Origin of the sequence: Actinoplanes xinjiangensis (assembly GCF_003148685.1) — a bacterium.
GTDB classification, from domain to species: Bacteria; Actinomycetota; Actinomycetes; order Mycobacteriales; family Micromonosporaceae; genus Actinoplanes; species Actinoplanes xinjiangensis.
Map to the genome: position 1 here is coordinate 155,365 of NZ_QGGR01000006.1, position 16,433 is coordinate 171,797.

General features: G+C 71.7%; 18 protein-coding genes. 10 read left to right on the top strand and 8 right to left on the bottom strand.

Annotated features, from left to right (window positions below; genetic code table 11):
• Positions 1-47: 47 nt before the first annotated feature.
• Both BC793_RS15340 and BC793_RS15345 read left to right on the top strand, forming a co-directional pair.
• Positions 48-575: an RNA polymerase sigma factor gene (locus BC793_RS15340; RefSeq protein ID WP_158319264.1), complete on the top strand. Its 528-nt coding sequence runs from the start codon at positions 48-50 to the stop codon at positions 573-575.
• Positions 560-1,324, top strand: a complete 765-nt coding sequence (locus BC793_RS15345; protein ID WP_109593196.1) for a hypothetical protein — start codon at positions 560-562, stop codon at positions 1,322-1,324. Before BC793_RS15340 ends, BC793_RS15345 begins: the two co-directional genes overlap by 16 nt.
• A 2-nt stretch (positions 1,325-1,326) precedes the next feature.
• Here BC793_RS15345 and BC793_RS15350 read toward each other — a convergent pair whose 3' ends face one another.
• The gene (locus tag BC793_RS15350) at positions 1,327-1,875 is read right to left on the bottom strand and encodes a TetR/AcrR family transcriptional regulator (protein ID WP_239170042.1); all 549 of its coding nucleotides are present in this window, start codon (positions 1,873-1,875) and stop codon (positions 1,327-1,329) included.
• Positions 1,876-1,998: 123 nt separating this feature from the next.
• On the opposite strand from BC793_RS15350, the gene BC793_RS15355 reads away from it, so the two are divergent.
• Both BC793_RS15355 and BC793_RS15360 read left to right on the top strand, forming a co-directional pair.
• Positions 1,999-3,018, top strand: coding sequence for an aldo/keto reductase (locus BC793_RS15355; protein ID WP_109593198.1), 1,020 nt, complete (start codon positions 1,999-2,001; stop codon positions 3,016-3,018).
• 19 nt (positions 3,019-3,037) lie between these two features.
• A complete protein-coding gene (locus tag BC793_RS15360; protein WP_239170041.1) occupies positions 3,038-3,883 on the top strand; it encodes an LLM class flavin-dependent oxidoreductase in 846 nt (281 codons plus the stop codon).
• Positions 3,884-3,888: 5 nt separating this feature from the next.
• On the opposite strand, the gene BC793_RS15365 is transcribed toward BC793_RS15360, so the two are convergent.
• From BC793_RS15365 to BC793_RS15390, 6 genes are all read right to left on the bottom strand, one after another.
• Complete coding sequence (locus tag BC793_RS15365; protein WP_109593200.1) at positions 3,889-4,152, bottom strand: hypothetical protein; 264 nt, start codon at positions 4,150-4,152, stop codon at positions 3,889-3,891.
• Between the two features lie 110 nt (positions 4,153-4,262).
• Positions 4,263-4,709 (bottom strand): OsmC family protein, encoded by a 447-nt coding sequence (locus tag BC793_RS15370; RefSeq protein WP_109593201.1) that lies wholly within the window; start codon positions 4,707-4,709, stop codon positions 4,263-4,265.
• 15 nt (positions 4,710-4,724) lie between these two features.
• On the bottom strand, positions 4,725-6,224 hold the full coding sequence (locus BC793_RS15375; RefSeq protein ID WP_109593484.1) for a multicopper oxidase family protein: 1,500 nt from the start codon (positions 6,222-6,224) through the stop codon (positions 4,725-4,727).
• Positions 6,221-6,616 carry a hypothetical protein gene (locus tag BC793_RS15380; protein ID WP_109593202.1) on the bottom strand — a complete coding sequence of 132 codons (396 nt, stop codon included), beginning with the start codon at positions 6,614-6,616 and terminating at the stop codon, positions 6,221-6,223. Before BC793_RS15380 ends, BC793_RS15375 begins: the two co-directional genes overlap by 4 nt.
• A 159-nt stretch (positions 6,617-6,775) precedes the next feature.
• Positions 6,776-7,024, bottom strand: coding sequence for a hypothetical protein (locus BC793_RS15385; RefSeq protein ID WP_146246294.1), 249 nt, complete (start codon positions 7,022-7,024; stop codon positions 6,776-6,778).
• A gap of 104 nt (positions 7,025-7,128) precedes the next feature.
• A complete protein-coding gene (locus BC793_RS15390) occupies positions 7,129-7,692 on the bottom strand; it encodes a dihydrofolate reductase family protein (protein WP_109593204.1) in 564 nt (187 codons plus the stop codon).
• Positions 7,693-7,739: 47 nt separating this feature from the next.
• Between BC793_RS15390 and BC793_RS15395 the strand changes: the two genes are divergently transcribed.
• Positions 7,740-8,321 carry a TetR/AcrR family transcriptional regulator gene (locus BC793_RS15395; protein ID WP_109593205.1) on the top strand — a complete coding sequence of 194 codons (582 nt, stop codon included), beginning with the start codon at positions 7,740-7,742 and terminating at the stop codon, positions 8,319-8,321.
• 116 nt (positions 8,322-8,437) lie between these two features.
• Here the strand turns inward: BC793_RS15395 and BC793_RS15400 are convergent, their stop codons facing one another.
• The gene (locus BC793_RS15400) at positions 8,438-9,280 is read right to left on the bottom strand and encodes an NAD(P)H-binding protein (protein WP_203896213.1); all 843 of its coding nucleotides are present in this window, start codon (positions 9,278-9,280) and stop codon (positions 8,438-8,440) included.
• A gap of 46 nt (positions 9,281-9,326) precedes the next feature.
• Between BC793_RS15400 and BC793_RS15405 the strand changes: the two genes are divergently transcribed.
• From BC793_RS15405 to BC793_RS15425, 5 genes are all read left to right on the top strand, one after another.
• The gene (locus tag BC793_RS15405; RefSeq protein WP_109593207.1) at positions 9,327-10,283 is read left to right on the top strand and encodes an AraC family transcriptional regulator; all 957 of its coding nucleotides are present in this window, start codon (positions 9,327-9,329) and stop codon (positions 10,281-10,283) included.
• A gap of 143 nt (positions 10,284-10,426) precedes the next feature.
• Positions 10,427-11,641, top strand: coding sequence for a pectate lyase (locus BC793_RS15410; RefSeq protein ID WP_109593208.1), 1,215 nt, complete (start codon positions 10,427-10,429; stop codon positions 11,639-11,641).
• Between the two features lie 65 nt (positions 11,642-11,706).
• Positions 11,707-13,056, top strand: a complete 1,350-nt coding sequence (locus tag BC793_RS15415; protein ID WP_109593209.1) for an RCC1 domain-containing protein — start codon at positions 11,707-11,709, stop codon at positions 13,054-13,056.
• Between the two features lie 35 nt (positions 13,057-13,091).
• The gene (locus BC793_RS15420) at positions 13,092-15,437 is read left to right on the top strand and encodes a glycoside hydrolase family 65 protein (RefSeq protein ID WP_109593210.1); all 2,346 of its coding nucleotides are present in this window, start codon (positions 13,092-13,094) and stop codon (positions 15,435-15,437) included.
• Positions 15,438-15,501: 64 nt separating this feature from the next.
• On the top strand, positions 15,502-16,425 hold the full coding sequence (locus BC793_RS15425) for a hypothetical protein (protein WP_109593211.1): 924 nt from the start codon (positions 15,502-15,504) through the stop codon (positions 16,423-16,425).
• Positions 16,426-16,433: the final 8 nt, after the last annotated feature.

Below are 16,433 nucleotides of genomic sequence, written 5' to 3' on the forward strand. Positions count from 1 at the left end.
TCACCACCGGGTGTGGCAGACTTCCGCCTCCCGGACAGGTAGGGGGCATGGACCAACAAGAGCGGTTCCGGGCGCTGCACCGGGACACCTACGCTGACCTGCTGCGATTCGTCGAGAGACGGATTCCGGCGGACGAGGCGGAGGACGTCGTGTCGACCGTCTTCCTCACCGCCTGGCGGCGACTCGCCGACGTCCCGGCGGACGCCCGGCCATGGCTGTTCGCGGTGGCCCGGCGCACCATGGCCAATCAGACCCGCGGTTGGTTGCGGCGTCAGGCCCTGGATGTACGGCTGAACACCGTCGACGACCATGTGCCGGACGACTCGGCCGGCACCGCCCAGCGTGTCGACCTGGAACGGGCCTGGCGGACACTGCGCGCCGCCGACCGCGAGGTGCTGGCCCTGGTCGCCTTCGACGGGCTCACCTCCGAGCAGGCGGCCACCGTGCTGAACTGCCGCCGGTCCACCTTCGCGATGCGGCTCGCCCGGGCCCGCAAACGCCTTCAGGACGCTCTCGACCCCATCGCACCGGCCCTCGCCGTGATCAAGGAGCAGCAGTCGTGGACGAACGCATGAACGACCTGGACCGTCTCGCCGTCCTCGACCCGGCCCGGGACCGGGAGCCCACCCCGATGGAGTGGACCCGCGCCGAGGCGTTCGTGGAGCGGGTGATCGACGGGTCCGCCCTGAGCGTGGCCCGCCCGTCGAGGCGTCGCCTGGTGGTCGCCGGGATGGCCGCCACGGCGCTGGGTGCGGTCGCCGCGGTCGCGGTGCCGGCGCTGGTGCCGGGCGCGACCGAGCGGGCCGTCGCCTCGTGGACCGCCCAGCCCACCGCCCGTACCGGTGATCAGGTCCTGCCGCAGGCGAAGGCCTGTGCCGCGAACGGCGTGGCCGGGGAGACCGTCGCGACCGCCGCCGACGTGCTGCTGGCCGAGCAGCGTGGCGAGGCCACCCTGCTGATCCAGCGCAAGGGCGGCACGATCGTCGAGTGCCTGATGGTCGGTGAGGGTGACCGGGCCGCTTCGATGGGCCTGATCGACGAGGCGGCGATCGTCGTCCCGCCCGCGGGCACGGTCAACCTGGAGACGATGAGCTCCTTCGGTGACGACGACAGCCTGTGGTCGAACATCGTCGGCCTGGCGGCCCCGGACGTCACCGCCGTCGAGGTACGCCTCGACAACGGCACGACCGTCCAGGCCAGCGTGAAGGCCGGCTGGTGGGCGGCCTGGTGGCCGGGCGCGGAGGGCGGCGAGGTCGACACCCTGTCGGTCATCGTGCACGCCGGGTCGCGGACCACCACGCACCGCCCCTCCGACCTGCCGTGATGTCAGGTTCGCAGGCCGGCGATGAGGAAGCCGATCATCCGGCGGGCGTCGTAACGGGGGTCGTCGCCGTCGCCGATGCACAGGTTGCCGACCCCGCGCATCAGCTCGAGGGCACCGACGTCGGCGCGGATCTCCCCGGCCTCGGCGGCCGCTGACAGCAGGTCGGCGCAGACCGGGAGCAGCCGGTCCAGGAAGTGGGAGTGCAGTTTCTGGAACGCGGCGTCGTCGGAGTGGAAGGCTCCGGCGAGGCCGTGTTTCGTCACCAGGAAGTCGGCGAACAGGTCGATCCAGCCGGCCAGGGCCGCGTGCGGGGTGTCGCTGCTCGCCAGCAGTGCCGGTCCGGCGGCGGCGCACGCCTCGATCTGATGGTGGTAGACGGCGACGATCAGGTCGGCCCGGGTCGGGAAGTGCCGGTAGATGGTGCCCACGCCGACTCCGGCCCGTGCCGCGATGTCCCGCACCGGCACGTTGACGCCGGCCTCGATGAAGGCCGCGGCGGCCGCCTCCAGCAGGGTCGCCTGGTTGCGGCGCGCGTCGGCCCGCTTCTCCACCACTGAACTGTTACCCCCGTCACGCCTCTTGGTAAACGGAACGTTGTTCCGTATGTTGGGTCGCAGGTCCGGAACCTTGTTCCGCTTAGGGCCCAGCATGCCAGACACCCAGGAGGAACGACCATGCAGTACCGCAGTTTGGGCCGTACCGGCGTCCACGTCGGCACCCTGGCACTCGGCGCGATGAACTTCGGCGCGATGGCCCGCACCGGCCAGGACGAGGCCACCGCGATCATCGACGCCGCACTGGAAGCGGGTGTCAACCTGATCGACACCGCCGACATGTACAGCCAGGGCGAGTCCGAGCGGATCGTCGGCCGCGCCATCGCCGGCCGGCGCGACGACATCGTCCTGGCCACCAAGGCCGGACTGCCGATGGGCACGGAGCGCAACCGCCGGGGCGGCTCCCGCCGCTGGCTGATCACCGCGCTCGACGACAGCCTGCGCCGCCTCGGCGTCGACCACGTCGACCTCTACCAGGTCCACCGGTGGGACCCGGCCACCGGCGACGAGGAGACCCTGTCCGCGCTGACCGACCTCCAGCGCGCCGGGAAGATCCGGTGGTTCGGCTCCTCGACCTTCCCCGCCCACCGCATCGTGCAGGCCCAGTGGGCCGCCCGCGAACACCACCTGAGCCGGTACGTCACCGAACAGCCCAGCTACTCGGTGCTCCAGCGCGGCATCGAGACCCACGTCCTGCCGGTCACCCAGGAGTACGGCATGGGCGTGCTCGCCTGGAGCCCACTGGCCTCCGGCTGGCTGTCCGGCGCGATCCGGGCCGGACAGGAGATCACCACCTACCGTTCCGGCCTGCTGCGGCAGCGTTTCGACCTGACCGTACCGGCCAACCGCGCCCGCCTCGCCGCGGTCGAACAGCTCGTCGAGGTCGCCGACCGGGCCGGTCTCACCCTGATCCAGCTCGCCCTCGGGTTCGTCACCGCGCACCCCGGCGTGACCAGCGCGATCATCGGCCCGCGCACCCTGGAGCACCTGCACTCGCAGCTCGCCGCCGCCGACACGGTGCTGACCGCCGACGTCCTCGACGCGATCGACGCGATCGTGCCGCCCGGTCTGGACCACGCACCCGAGGAGAAGATCGACACCCCACCGGCCCTGCTCGACGCCTCCCTGCGGCGCCGCTGAGATGGCCCGCTTCGGCATCATGACAGCGCCGATGCACGTCGGTTACCAGGACGTCCAGCGGGTGTGGCAGGACGCCGACACCATCGCCGAGATCGAGCACGCCTGGCTGTTCGACCATCTCATGCCGATCGGCGGTGATCCGGACGGCCCGGCGTTCGAGGGCTGGACCCTGCTGGCGGCGCTCGCCGCACAGACCCGGCGGTTGCGCCTGGGCGTACTCGTGACCAGTAACCGGTTCCGGCCACCGGCGATGCTGGCCAAGATCGCCGCCACCGTGGACGTCGTCTCCGGCGGGCGCCTCGATTTCGGCATCGGCGCCGGATCACGGCCCAGCCACCCGGCGGCCCGGCGCGAGTACGAGGCACACGGCCTGCCGTACCACGACTTCGCCCCCTCGGTGGCCGCACTGGCCGAGGCCTGCACGGTGATCCGGCGACTGTGGACCGCGCAGGAGCCGTTCGACTTCCCCGGCGAGCACGTCCGGCTCACCGGGGCGTTCGGCAGTCCGAAACCGGTCCAGCGGCCGTATCCACCGATCATGATCGGCGGGCGGTCGTCCGCGCTGCTGCGGGTGGTCGCCGAACACGCCGACCTGTGGAACATCCCCGGCGGTGACATCGCCGACGTCGTGAGCCGCAGTGCACTGCTGGACCGGTACTGCGCGGAGATCGGCCGGGACCCGGCCGCCATCACCCGCTCCATCCATCTGCCGGTCTCCTACGACCGGCCGGCCGGCACCCGCGACGCGATCCGCGAGGCACTCGACGCCGGGTTCGGGCACATCGTGCTCGGGCTGTCCGCGCCCTACCCCGACGGCGTCGCGCACCGGGTCGCCGACGAACTGATCGGGCCCACCGCCGGCTGAGCCGGTCAGGCGACCAGGGCCCACTGCCGGCGGCGCGGCGGGTAGAGCCGGGTGACGGTCTCCAGAGCCCAGCGCATCCGGGGCAGCGCCAGCTCGGGATGGTCACCGAACTCGGCGGCCATGTCGGCGGCACAGGCACGGGTCCCGCCGCGGGTGCGCACGGCGGTCCGGATGGCCTCGTCGACGACGGCGAAGGCCGGGCTGCTGCCGGTGGCCAGGCCGGTCGTGAACAGGGCCTCGGCGCGGGCGGCGGTGAGGTTGGTGGTCATCGTGGCTCTCCCTTCGGCGTGACGTGCTCTACAGATATGGAGACCGGCCGGCGCCCGGTGATTCATCGCCGGCCTGTCAGATATCTGAACCCCGCGCCGCGGGGAACGGTTCAGGACGGCTCGTGGCGGACCGGGAAGTTCACCGAACGGGCGATGTAGCAGAGTCCGTGGGCGCGTTCGTGCAGGCCGGGCAGCAGATGGGCCTGGCCGGGGTCGGCCAGGGTCACCCGGGGGCGCAGCACGACCTCCTGGAAAGCGCCACCACCGTCGGCGGTCTCCACCATCACGCCGGTGGGGGAGTCGGTGTACCCGGTGACCACCACGCCGTCGGCGGCGCTCAGGTGCAGGAACCACAGCATGTGGCACTGGGCCAGCGACGCGACCAGCAGCTCCTCCGGGTTCCAGCGGGCCGGATCGCCGCGGAACGCCGGATCCGAGCTGCCCGCGATCGGTGCCTTGCCGTCGGCGGTCACCTCGTGGGCCCGCTCGTACGACCGGTACGAGCGGGTCTCCCCGGTCCAGCTCACCGTCACCTCGTAGTGGTGCGAACGCCCCACGGTCCCTCCCCGGACTCAGACGATGTCGAAGTTGGCCATCATGGCCATGTCCTCGTGCTCGAGATTGTGGCAGTGCAGCATGTAACGCCCGCGGTGGCCGGTGAAGTCGACCAGGACCTGGACGGTCTCGTACGGCCGGACGTCGACGGTGTCCTTCCAGCCGGCATCGCCCGGATCGGGGCCGGCACCCCCTCGGGACAGCACCTGGAAATGCGCCATGTGGACGTGCACGGGATGGTGGAAGTCGCTGGTGAACCGCCACAGCTCGACCGTGCCCTCGCGGACCGAGCAGAGGGTCGCGGCGGGATCGTACGGCTGGTCGTTGATCGTCCACCGGCCCCCGCCGAACCGGAAGTCGAACTGCCGCTCGGTGACCGCCCGCGTCTTCTCCAGGACGGGCAGGGCGCTGAGCCGCTCGGGGATGCGGCTGTCGTCGGCGGCCGGGCCGGTGATCACGAACCGCATGACGTCGGCGGCCGGGCCCTCGCCGAGGGCGTTGCCCATGGTGACCTCGGTGCCGGCCGGCAGACCGGTGAAGTCGGCGATGACGTCGCAGCGTTCGCCCGGAGCGAGCAGCACGTCCTCGCGGGGCAGGGCGGTGGCGAGCAGACCCGCGTCGCTGCCGATCTGGGTGATCGTCCCGGCCGACAGCGACAGCCGGTAGCGGCGGGCGTTGGAGCCGTTGACCAGGCGCAGCCGGTGACGGACGGCGGCCACCTCGGCGCGTGGCCACGGAGCGCCGTTGACCAGGATCACGTCACCGAAGATGCCGGCGTGGAACATCCCGTCGGCGCCCGGACGGGTCATGTCGCGCTGCGGGTACGTCAGGGAGCCGTCGGCGCCGAACGAGCGGTCGCAGATCAGCAGCGGCAGGTCCCGGTCGTCGCGGGGCAGGGGCAGCGCGTCCTCGACCTCGTCGGTGACCAGGAACAGGCCGGCCAGTCCGCGCCACACCTGCGGGCCGGTGAAGTCCATCCGGTGGTCGTGATACCAGAGGGTGGCGGCCCGCTGGGTCATCGGATAGTGGTAGTCGCGCGTGCCGTCGTGGTGTCTGCCGGCGGCACTGTGGTGGCCCGGCGGCGCGGGGGAGTAGCCGGCCGGCAGGATCAGGTCGGTCGGGAAGCCGTCCGACTCGGCGGGCGTGACACCACCGTGCAGGTGCGTCGACGTCGGCACCGGCAGCTCGTTGCGGACGGTGACCACCATCCGCCGTCCCCTCCGGCCGCGGAACGTGGGCCCGGGGAAGATCCCGTCGTACCCCCAGATCCTGGTCTTCGTGCCCGGGATCAGCTCGACCGTCGCGGCACGCTGGGTGACGACGTAATGGTCGGTGCCGGCGGTGACCTTCACCGGGCGCGCGACCGGCGGGATCGGCAGCGGCACCCGGAACCGCTGCGGCAACGGGAGCTCACTGGCGAGCAGTTCACCGGTGCCCGGGCCGTCGGCCGGCCGGGAACAACCGGCCAGCGCGGCCGCGCCGGCCACCGCCAGAACACCGCGGCGCGACACCCTCATGCCGTCACCCGCCGCGGCCGGTAGCTGAGCGACCACCAGGTGAAACCGCCGGTCAGGGCCAGGATCGCGGAACCGAGCGTGATGTGCACGCCGACGATCCGCGCGGAACCCAGGCCGATCTGGATGGCGACCATCCACCACAGCAGGACGCTGAGCAGGATCGGCCACCACGGGCCACGTCCGGGACGGAACAGCAGGACCGTCGAGAGGCCCAGGCCCATCACGGTGAGGACGAGCACCGAGCCGTTGACGCTGTGCGCGGTCAGATAGCCGATGCGGCCGCTGATGAAACCACCGGCGAGGGCTGCCTGGAGCAGGACCTGCAGCAGAGTGATGATCGCGAAGAGGCGAACCAGGGCGATGGGCCACCGGCAGGGCTTGGTCGTGGACACATCAAAAGGCTATTTACCAGGGAAAACACCCGGATCCGGGGTGGCCCCTGAAGGCCCCCTGACTTTCCCGGCCGGCCCGGTCGCCCTACGGGGTACCGGGTCTCCGGGATGACCCTGACCCGCCCACCGGAGGCGGACGGGTCAGGGTCGACGTGTGACTCAGCGGAACCGGGCGACCAGCTGCTGCCAGCGGCTGCTCGGGCGGCGCGACTGGGCGTACCGACGGCCGCCGATCACGCCGGCCGCGGCTACGGCCACGACGGCGAGGGCGGTCGCGGAGGACGCGACCGGGCGCTTTCGGACCGGCTCCACCGCCTGCTTGATCTTCTCCTGGGCGGCGCTCGCGTTCACGGCCGCAGTGTCACCGATGTTCGGCCGGGCGCCCACGGTGCTGTCATAGGTCGTCATCGTTGTGCCTCCCTGGCGTTGCCTGTGCTTCCACCCGTCGATATGCCCGTCGGTGCCGTTCCTAACCCGTGACCCGGGTCGCACAAGCCCGGATGGAGCGCGGATCAGGCCGCGCGATAGCGCATCACCTGGACGCCGTCCGTCAGGGCGGTGGTGCCGGCCGGGGTGAACCGGTGCGGCTGGAAACCGGCCGCGGCCAGCGGAATGCCGCCGCCGGCGAGCACCGGGTTCAGCTTGATCACCAGCTCGTCGACGGCCGGGAGCAACTGCCCGGCGAGGTTGCCGCCACCGGCCAGCCAGATGTCCGCGCCGGGCTGCTGTTTCAGCTTCTCGGCGAAGGGGAGCGGGTCGTCGGCGACGATGCGCACATCGGAGGACGCCGCGAGCGTACGGGAGAAGACGATCTGGTCCAGATGGGCGTACGGACTGGTGATCCCGGCCTGGAGGGCCGGCTCGTAGGTGTTGCGGCCCATCAGCACCGTGTCGAAGACCCGGTTGGGCGCATCGACGCCGAGAGCCGCGCGCAGGTGCGTGGGCAGCGTCTCCGGAAACTGCTCGGCCATGAACGCGAGGGAGGCGTCCGGGGCGCCGAAGAACTCCCACGAACCATCGGGTGCGGCGATGTAGCCGTCGATGCTGGCCGCGACGAAGTAGACGAGCTTTCGCATGGGTGTCCCCTAACCACTATGCCTGTAGTGGTTTAAAGTACAGCATCATGCCGCGCAATACCGACCGTCGCCGACTGCTCGCCGATGCGGGCCTCCGGGTCCTCGCCGGCAGCGGCGCCCGCGGGCTCACCCACCGCGCCGTCGACACCGAGGCCGGCGTCCCGGCCGGTACCGCCTCCAACTACTTCCGCTCCCGGGACGCGCTGCTCGGCGCCCTCGGCGAGCGGATCATGGAACGGTTCGCCCCGGACCCGGCGGTCGTCGCGCGACTGTCCGCGCGGGAGCCGGGCCGGGAGCTGTTCGCCGACTACCTGCGCTACATCGTCGAGCGCACCACCCGGGAACCCGAGTTGACCCGCGCGCTGATCGAGCTGCGGCTCGAGGCGGCCCGCCGTCCCCGGCTCGGCGAGATCCTCGGCGGCACCCTGCGGCAGGGGTATGCCGACGACGTCGCCTTCCACGCCACGACCGGCCTGCCCGGCGGGGCCTTCGAGATCGCGCTGCTGCACTACGCACTCGACGGGCTGCTGCTCGACATGCTCGGCGCCTCGATCGGGGCCGACGCCGACCCCGACCGGGTGGTCACCGCCTTCGTCGACCGGCTGATCATCTGGACCTCCGGCGCGTGACGACCGCCGGCCGGCGCATACGCCCGGCGGTCGCCGTGGAGGCCGCGGGTGGGCAGGTCGTCGCGTCGTAGGCTCGGGACCGGTGGTTCGGCGCGGCGCCGGGTGGCCCGTACCCCTCAGGGATTGAGCTCTTTGAGGGTTTCGGTGAGCGTGGTGGTGCAGAGGTGCCGGCGGTCGCCGCGGGGTTCGAGCAGGCCGCGTTCGCCGGCGTCGTAGAGGTCGGCCAGCTCGGTGGCCAGCAGCGGCGGGACACCCGCCTGGACCAGCGTGTCCGCCCACGCGGCCCGCGGCACGAGGACCACCTCCCGGTTCAGCTCCCCGGCGACCTGCCGCTCGGTGTAGACGGGCGCCTCCAGGTCGACGACCTCACTGCGTGCCGGCGGATGGGTGAGGGCGTACGCGACGGCCGCGCCGATGTCCCGGGTCGCGACCATCGGGACCGGCACGTCGGCGGACGAACCGAACACCGGATAAACCGGCGCGCCCAGCACGTCCTCGACCTTCTCCTGGAAGTGCGGGGACCGGATCGCGGTCACCACCGCGCCGGTGCCGCGCAGCGCGTTCTCCAGATGGTGCAGCCAGCGGATCGGACCGGTGCCGGCGGGCAGATCGGCGCCGAACGACGACAGCATCACCACGTGCGGCACCCCACTGTCGGCGACCGCCCCGGCGATCGTGTCGGCCATCGCCCGGTGCGCGGCGTCGTCGCCGTCGGGAAGGGTCGGCAGCAGCACGAACGCGCCGCGGCAACCGGTGAACGCCGCCGCCAGCGACGTCCGGTCGGTGAGGTCCGCGACGGCCCGCGTGACCGCGCGGACCGGCTCGCCCGCCGCCCGCAACGCGCGGACGGCGGCCCCGCCGACATGACCGGTGACTCCGGTGATCGCATACATGGTGTCCTCCTCGACGGCACTCTCTGTGGTGACTCCAGTCAAGTGGCAGCGGGCGAGACGCTCCATGTTCCAGAACCTCGAAAGCATGTCCGAGCGTCTACGATCGACGGTCATGGACCCGCTGGGTGACCTTCTCGACGGGGTACGCGCCCGGAGCGCCGCCTTCTGCCAGGCCGTCCTCGACCCGCCGTGGGGGCTGCGGATCGACGACCGGGCCCCACTCGCCCTCGCCTCGCCGCTGCACGGTCACGCCTGGGTGGTTCCCGACGACGGTCCGCCCGTGCTCGTCGAGACCGGGGGAGTGGCGATCGTGCAGGGGCCGTCGCCCTACACCGTCGCCGACACCCCCGGGACCCGCCCGTCGGTGCGTGTTCTCCCCGGTAACCGGCTGCTCGACCTGGACGGCACCGACATCACCGCCGAGACCCTGCAACGCACCAACTCCAGCCGCCTGTGGCGCCGGTCCGGCACCGCGGGCGGCTCGACGCTGCTGGCCAGCGGCACCTATCAGGTGTCCAACTTCGTCAGCGGCCGGCTCCTGGCCGTCCTCCCGCGGATCGTCCACGTGCCCCGCGAACAGATCCACTCACCGATCCTCGACCTGCTCACCGCCGAGGTCGCCCGGGACGAACCCGGCCAGCAGGTCGTCCTTGACCGGCTTCTCGACCTGACGCTGATCGCGACCCTCCGTGCCTGGTTCGCCCGGCCCGCCGCCGATCCGCCCGGGTGGTACCGCGCGCACGGCGATCCGCTGGTCGGCCCGGCCCTACGGCTGCTCCACGACGACCCGGCCCGGCCGTGGACGGTCGCCGGGCTGGCCACCGCGACCGGGGCGTCCCGCGCCGCGTTCGCCCGCCGGTTCACCGACCTGGTCGGGCAGCCGCCGATGACCTACCTGACCCACTGGCGCCTCGATCTGGCGGCCGAGTCGCTGCGCACCAGCGACGCCACCGTCGGCGCCATCGCCCGGCAGGTCGGCTACGCCAACGCGTTCGCCCTGACGGTCGCGTTCAAACGGGTGCACGGGGCGAGCCCGACCGAGTTCCGGCACGGGTTCGCGCACCGGTAGCCGCGGGGGTTCCGAGGGAGCTGGACGGCGGCGGGGAAGTCACGGCTTGTGATCACATCAATTGCTGTCTATCCTCGGCCAGGAAAGCGCTTTCCCCCCGCTTGAAGGCGCGCCCCAATCCCCAGATGAAGGTGAGAACCGGAATGAGACGACCAGTCGCCCTACGGTGGTTGGCTCTGGGAGCCACGGTGACCGCGAGCGCCGCGATCACGCTGTCGCTGCCGTTGTCGAACGCCATGGCCGCCGACAACCTGAGCCTCACGGCCGGGGCCGACGGCTCCAGCAAGGCCAGCGGCACCAGCTACGGCAACGTCCGGGACGGCAACACCGGCACCTACTGGGCGCCGAACGCCACGACCGGATACGTCTCGGTCAAGTGGAGCAGCGCCACGACGGTCTCCTCGGCCGTCATCAGGCAGGCGTCCGGCGGCGGCTCGATCAGCGCGTGGCGGGTGCTCAACGGCGACTCGGGTTCGCAGCTGGCCAGTGGCAGCGGCAGCCCGAGCACCGTCAACTTCTCGTCGACCTCGCTGAAGAAGCTCACCTTCGAGATCACCGGCGCGTCCGGCGCGCCGCGGATCGCCGAGCTCGAGACGTACTCCAGCGGTGGTTCCACGCCGACCAGCAGCCCGACCTCCGGCCCGACCAGCCCGAGCCCGGGCCCGACCGGCGGTACCGGTACCCCGACCGGTGCGTGGCCGTCCTCGACCGGCAACGTGTCGATCTCCGGCACGGTCAACGTGTCGGGCACCCTCGACGGCGGCATGAAGACCTACTGCTGCATCGGTGACGGCTCGCAGGACGAGTCCCAGGACCCGATGTTCAAGATCGCGAACGGCGGCACCCTCCAGAACGTCATCATCGGCTCCCCGGCCGGCGACGGCGTGCACTGCGAGGGCACCTGCACCATCCGCAACGTGTGGTGGAACGACATCGGCGAGGACGCCGCGACCTTCAAGGGCACCGGCGGCGGTACGAGCTACGTCATCGGCGGCGGCGCCCGCAACGGCAGTGACAAGACGTTCCAGCACAACGGCAACGGCACGGTCAGCATCTCCGGCTTCTACCTGAGCGGCTCCGGCAAGCTGTACCGCGGCTGTGGCAACTGCACCACGTCGCACCAGCGGCACGTGAAGATCGACAACGTGCTGCTGAACAACATCGACATGGTCGCCGGCATCAACAGCAACTGGGGCGACACGGCCACCATCACCCGGGTCACGCTGACCAGCAGCTCGGGTGCCACGGTCTGCGGCAAGTACCAGGGTGTCGCCAAGGGCAGCGAGCCGAAGTACCTCGGCGAGGGCTGGAACGACAGCAACTGCAAGGTGACCCAGAGCGACATCACGTACCGGTAGGCATCTCTGACGAAGGGCGTCCACCGCGAGGCGGGCGCCCTTCCGGCTACGACCAGGGCACGCCGGTGGCGAAGACCGCCGCCGCGATCGCCCTCGGAGGCGGGCTCGTGCTGGCGGTCCTCTGCGTCTTCCTGTCGCTCGCCGCCGACCTGATCCAGCGCCTCGGCGCAGATGATCCTCTCGGATTCGGCCACCGCCAGGTGCCGCCGCGGCCCATGCTTGACCTCGGAAACAGGAGGTCGACCGTGGTGGCGACGAGTGCGAGGGCGAGTCTGAGTGCCCTCTCGGCGGTTCTGGTGCTGCTTCTTCTCAGTGCTCCGGCGCCGGGTACGGCGGCACCGGCGCGGGTGACCGGCACGCCGGAACCGGTGCGGATCGGCACCGGCACGAACTGGGCGCAGGTCGCCGCGGGCGCGTACACCTGTGCCGTGCGTACCGACAGGTCGATGTCCTGCTGGGGAGACGACGTCGTCGACACCGTCACCGACGAGGAGGACATCGTGACGTTCCCGGCCGGCGCGCGATGGAAGTCGATCGCGATCGGTGGCGGCTCCGCGTGCGGCGTGCTGGCCGACGCCTCGCTCTGGTGCACCGGCTATGTCGGCCGGATGTACCACGAACCCGCGCAGAAGGTCGGCGCCGATGCCGCCTGGTCGAGTGTCGGCCTCGACTATGACAGCTCGTGCGGTCTGCGGACCGACGCGACAGTGTGGTGCTGGGGTCTCCCACCCGGGGAGACCCAGGCCACCCCGGCCTACTCCTACACGCCGCGTCCGGCGCCCGTCGAGCCCGGCCACACGTGGGCCGGCGTCACCGGCGACTGCGGATGGGACACCGCCGGCGAGGTGTGGTGCTGGGGCAACGACTTCCGGGGCGAGCGCGGCGACGGTGCGGGCGGGACCGAGGGACCGCCGAAGGCCCCGGTCGCGGTCCCCGCGGTCCGCGCGCTGGACGCCGGCGCGGGCACGGTCTGTGCCGTCACCACCGGCCGGGACCTGTGGTGCTGGGGTGGCGTCGGGAACGGCGAACCCGGCGACGCGACCGCGCCCAACAGCAGCGTTCCCGTCCTGGTCAGCGGCACCGGCGACTGGACGGACGTCTCGGTCGGCGGCGGTCACACCTGTGGCCTCCGCACCGACGCGAGCCTGTGGTGCTGGGGCGCCGGCTCGAGGGGACAGCTCGGTGACGGCGGCACGGCGGACCGGCACACGCCGGTGCGGGTCGGGTCGAAGGCCGGGTGGATCGGTGTGAGCGCCGGCCTGGAGCACACCTGCGGCATCCGAAGTGATCACAGTCTGTGGTGCTGGGGATCCGACGCCGCCGCGCAGCTGGGCGCGACCTTCCCGGTCCGGCGGCTGGTCCGGATGCCGGGGCGTACAGCAACTTCGCAGTTTCCCGGGGGTGTTCAGCGGTAATCGAGGGAGGTCATGAACAGCACGGGCCGTACCGCATGATCGATGAAGAGATCTGTCCCGCCGATCCGTGGCAGGTCCGGGAGACGCGCCTGGAGACCTCGCTGCTGGGGCCGATGGAGTCGGTGTTCTCGCTGGCCAACGGCTATCTGGGGCTGCGCGGGAACCTGGACGAGGGCGAACCCTACGAGATCTCCGGCACCTACCTGAACTCGTTCTACGAACAACGGCCGCTGCCCTACCCGGAGGGCGGCTACGGGTATCCGGAGCAGGGCCAGACCGTCGTGAACGTGACCGACGGCAAGCTGGTGCGCCTGATGGTCGACGACGAGCAGTTCCACGTCGAGCGCGGCGTGCTGCTGCGGCACGAGCGGGTTCTGGACCTGCGGGCCGGCACGCTGCGGCGCGACGTCGAGTGGGAGTCCCCGGCCGGGAAACGGGTCACCGTCCGCAGCCGGCGACTGGTGTCGTTCACCCAGCGTGCGGTGGCCGCTATCGCGTACGAGGTCGAGGCCGGTGACCAGGAGGTGCGGATCACCGTGCAGTCCTGCCTGGCCGCCGACGAGGAGCAGGTCAAGGTCTCCGACGATCCGCGGGTGGCGGCGGCGCTGAGTGATCCGCTGCAGGCGGTCGAGCAGGACACCGAGCAGCACGGTGCGGTGCTGCTGCACCGTACCCGCCGTAGTGGGCTGCTGCTGGCCGCCGGCATGGACCACATCGTCGAGGTCGACGGTGACCACCGGGAGGAGACCGACGTCCGCGAGGACTGGGCGCGGACCACCGTGGTCACCGTGCTGCCGCCGGGCGGACGGCTGCGGATCGTCAAGTTCCTCGGGTACGGCTGGAGCACCTCCCGGTCCACCGAGGCGCTGCGTGACCAGGTCGCCGCCGCACTGAACGGCGCCCGCTACGCCGGCTGGGACGGTCTCGTGGCCGAGCAGCGCGCCTATCTCGACGACTTCTGGGACTCCGCCGACGTGGAGATCGACGGCGACGCCAACCTCCAGCAGGCGGTCCGGTTCGGGCTGTTCCACGTGTTGCAGGCCGGTGCCCGGACCGAGCGCCGGGCGATCCCGGGCAAGGGCCTCACCGGCCCGGGCTACGACGGGCACGCGTTCTGGGACACCGAGGGCTACGTCCTGCCGCTGCTCATGTACACGACCCCAAGGGCCGCGGCGGACGCGATCCGGTGGCGGCACGCGATCCTGCCGGAGGCGCGGGACCGGGCCCGGACCCTGGGCCTTGCGGGCGCGGCGTTCCCGTGGCGGACCATCGGCGGGCAGGAGTGCTCGGCCTACTGGCCGGCCGGTACGGCCGCGCTGCACCTCAACGCGGTGATCGCCCGCGCGGTCGACCGGTACCGTCTGGTCACCGGCGACGACACCCTGGAACGGGAGTGCGGGCTGGAGATCCTGGTCGAGACGGCCCGGCTGTGGGTGTCGCACGGCCACCACGACGCGTCGGGGGTGTGGCACGTCGACGGGGTGACCGGGCCCGACGAGTACAGCGCCGTCGCCGACGACAACGTGTTCACCAACCTGATGGCGGCGCGGAACCTGCGTGCCGCCGCCGACGCCTGCCACCGCCACCCGGAACTGGCCGCCCGGCTGGGGGTGTCGCCGGAGGAGCCGGATGTGTGGCGGGCCTGCGCGCACGCCGTACACATCCCCTACGACGAACGGCTCGGCGTGCACTCCCAGTCGGAGGGCTTCACCCGCTACGCCGCGTGGGACTTCCCGGAGAAACGGCCCGACGATCCGCTGATGATGCACGCCCCCTACTTCCAGCTCTACCGGCGGCAGGTGTGCAAGCAGGCCGACCTGGTCCTGGCCATGCACTGGTGCCCGGACGCGTTCACCGACGAGCAGAAGGCCCGCAACGTCGACTACTACGAGCGGATCACCGTGCGGGACTCGTCGCTGTCGGCGTGCACGCAGGCGGTCATGTGCGCCGAGGTCGGCCATCTGGAGACGGCACACGACTACGCGTGGGAGGCCGCCATGGTGGACCTGCGCGATCTGCACGGCAACACCCGCGACGGGCTGCACATCGCGTCGCTGGCCGGGGCGTGGTCGGCGATCGTCGAAGGCTTCGGCGGGCTGCGCGAATGCGAGAGCGGCCCGGTGCTGTCCCTGGCGCCGCGACTGCCGTCCGGCATCAGCCGGTTGCGGTTCAACCTGCGGCACAGCGGCGTGCGCCTGGAGGTCGAGGCCGACCACGAGGCGGTCCGGCTGCGGCTTCGCGAGGGGCGGATGACCCTCATGCTGTACGGCGAACGCGTCGACGTCTCCGCGCAAGAGGTGGTGTCGCGTCCCGTCGTACCGCTGGAACCGGCTCTGCCCCCACCCCGTCAGCCACCCGGCTACGCGCCCCGCCGATCGTAGGCGGCGCGACAGGCCGACCGGTGCCGGCGGGCGACGGGGCACCGCGGCGGCTAACGTGCCTGGTGTGTCGATGCCCGACCGGCTGCGCCTGCACGCCGCACATCTGGACGAACTGCGCGTCCGGCTGGGACGGGTGCGGCTCCTGGTCCAGCGGTTCGAGAAGGATCAGGCGGCTTTCGGGGCGCTCTGCGGCTGGGTCCTCACCGGACTGGGTGAACGGCACCTCCGCCACGACGAGTTGATCGCCTATGTGGAGGAGACGTTCGTCATCACGGTGGCCGGGTTACGCGACGTCGCCGACGGACGGCAGAGCCTGGCCCGGTTCGTCGGTGAACCGGACGACGGCCCACGGTCGGCGACCGAGATCGTCGACGGAGTGCTGGCCACCGTGGCGAGCCGCGAGTGGGTGGAGCCGCTGCTGGCCGGGTCGGCTCCGGTCGCCGAGTTCGCGGTGCCGCTCGACGACACCGAGGCGGCGCTGCGGGCCGCCGGGCTGGCCGTGGCGATGGCCCGGATCCCGCCGCTGCGCCGGATGGTCGACGACCTGGCCGGGATGCCGGACGTGGTGGCCGAGCAGGCCCGGCTGTGGGCGGACATGGCCGGTGATCTACGGGCGATCGGCGGGGACCTGCAACGCCGCCTGGACGACGACCTCCGCGGTGCCGACGGCGCGGACGTGCGGGCGTACCTGACGTTGATGGGCAACAACGTCGAAGCGCTACGAGGCCTGGTCGCCACCTGCACGGCGATGACGGTGATCACGAAGGCGGCCGGCGACCTGATCCTGCTGGCCCGCGACATCGTCCGCGGTCTGATCGGCGACCTGGTGGCCCGGGTGAGCGGCTGGGTGGCCGACCCGGCGGTGGTGCCGCTGCCGGTGCTGGTGTCGCGGCTGGGCACGGTGGTCGCGACGACGTGGCGCATCGACGCCTACCTGACCGCCCTGGTGACGAGCATCGCGAACCTGTCGCGCACCATCGACGGATAGGGTCGGAT

Bases quoted from the DNA above. Each gene is read 5' to 3' on its own strand.
- BC793_RS15390 (WP_109593204.1), bottom strand. From the start codon at position 7,692: ATGCGAAAGCTCGTCTACTTCGTCGCGGCCAGCATCGACGGCTACATC.
- BC793_RS15360 (WP_239170041.1), top strand. From the start codon at position 3,038: ATGACAGCGCCGATGCACGTCGGTTACCAGGACGTCCAGCGGGTGTGG.
- BC793_RS15355 (WP_109593198.1), top strand. From the start codon at position 1,999: ATGCAGTACCGCAGTTTGGGCCGTACCGGCGTCCACGTCGGCACCCTG.
- BC793_RS15420 (WP_109593210.1), top strand. From the start codon at position 13,092: ATGATCGATGAAGAGATCTGTCCCGCCGATCCGTGGCAGGTCCGGGAG.
- BC793_RS15375 (WP_109593484.1), bottom strand. From the start codon at position 6,224: ATGAGGGTGTCGCGCCGCGGTGTTCTGGCGGTGGCCGGCGCGGCCGCG.
- BC793_RS15405 (WP_109593207.1), top strand. From the start codon at position 9,327: ATGGACCCGCTGGGTGACCTTCTCGACGGGGTACGCGCCCGGAGCGCC.
- BC793_RS15410 (WP_109593208.1), top strand. From the start codon at position 10,427: ATGAGACGACCAGTCGCCCTACGGTGGTTGGCTCTGGGAGCCACGGTG.
- BC793_RS15365 (WP_109593200.1), bottom strand. From the start codon at position 4,152: ATGACCACCAACCTCACCGCCGCCCGCGCCGAGGCCCTGTTCACGACC.
- BC793_RS15385 (WP_146246294.1), bottom strand. From the start codon at position 7,024: ATGACGACCTATGACAGCACCGTGGGCGCCCGGCCGAACATCGGTGAC.
- BC793_RS15395 (WP_109593205.1), top strand. From the start codon at position 7,740: ATGCCGCGCAATACCGACCGTCGCCGACTGCTCGCCGATGCGGGCCTC.
- BC793_RS15400 (WP_203896213.1), bottom strand. From the start codon at position 9,280: ATGGAGCGTCTCGCCCGCTGCCACTTGACTGGAGTCACCACAGAGAGT.
- BC793_RS15340 (WP_158319264.1), top strand. From the start codon at position 48: ATGGACCAACAAGAGCGGTTCCGGGCGCTGCACCGGGACACCTACGCT.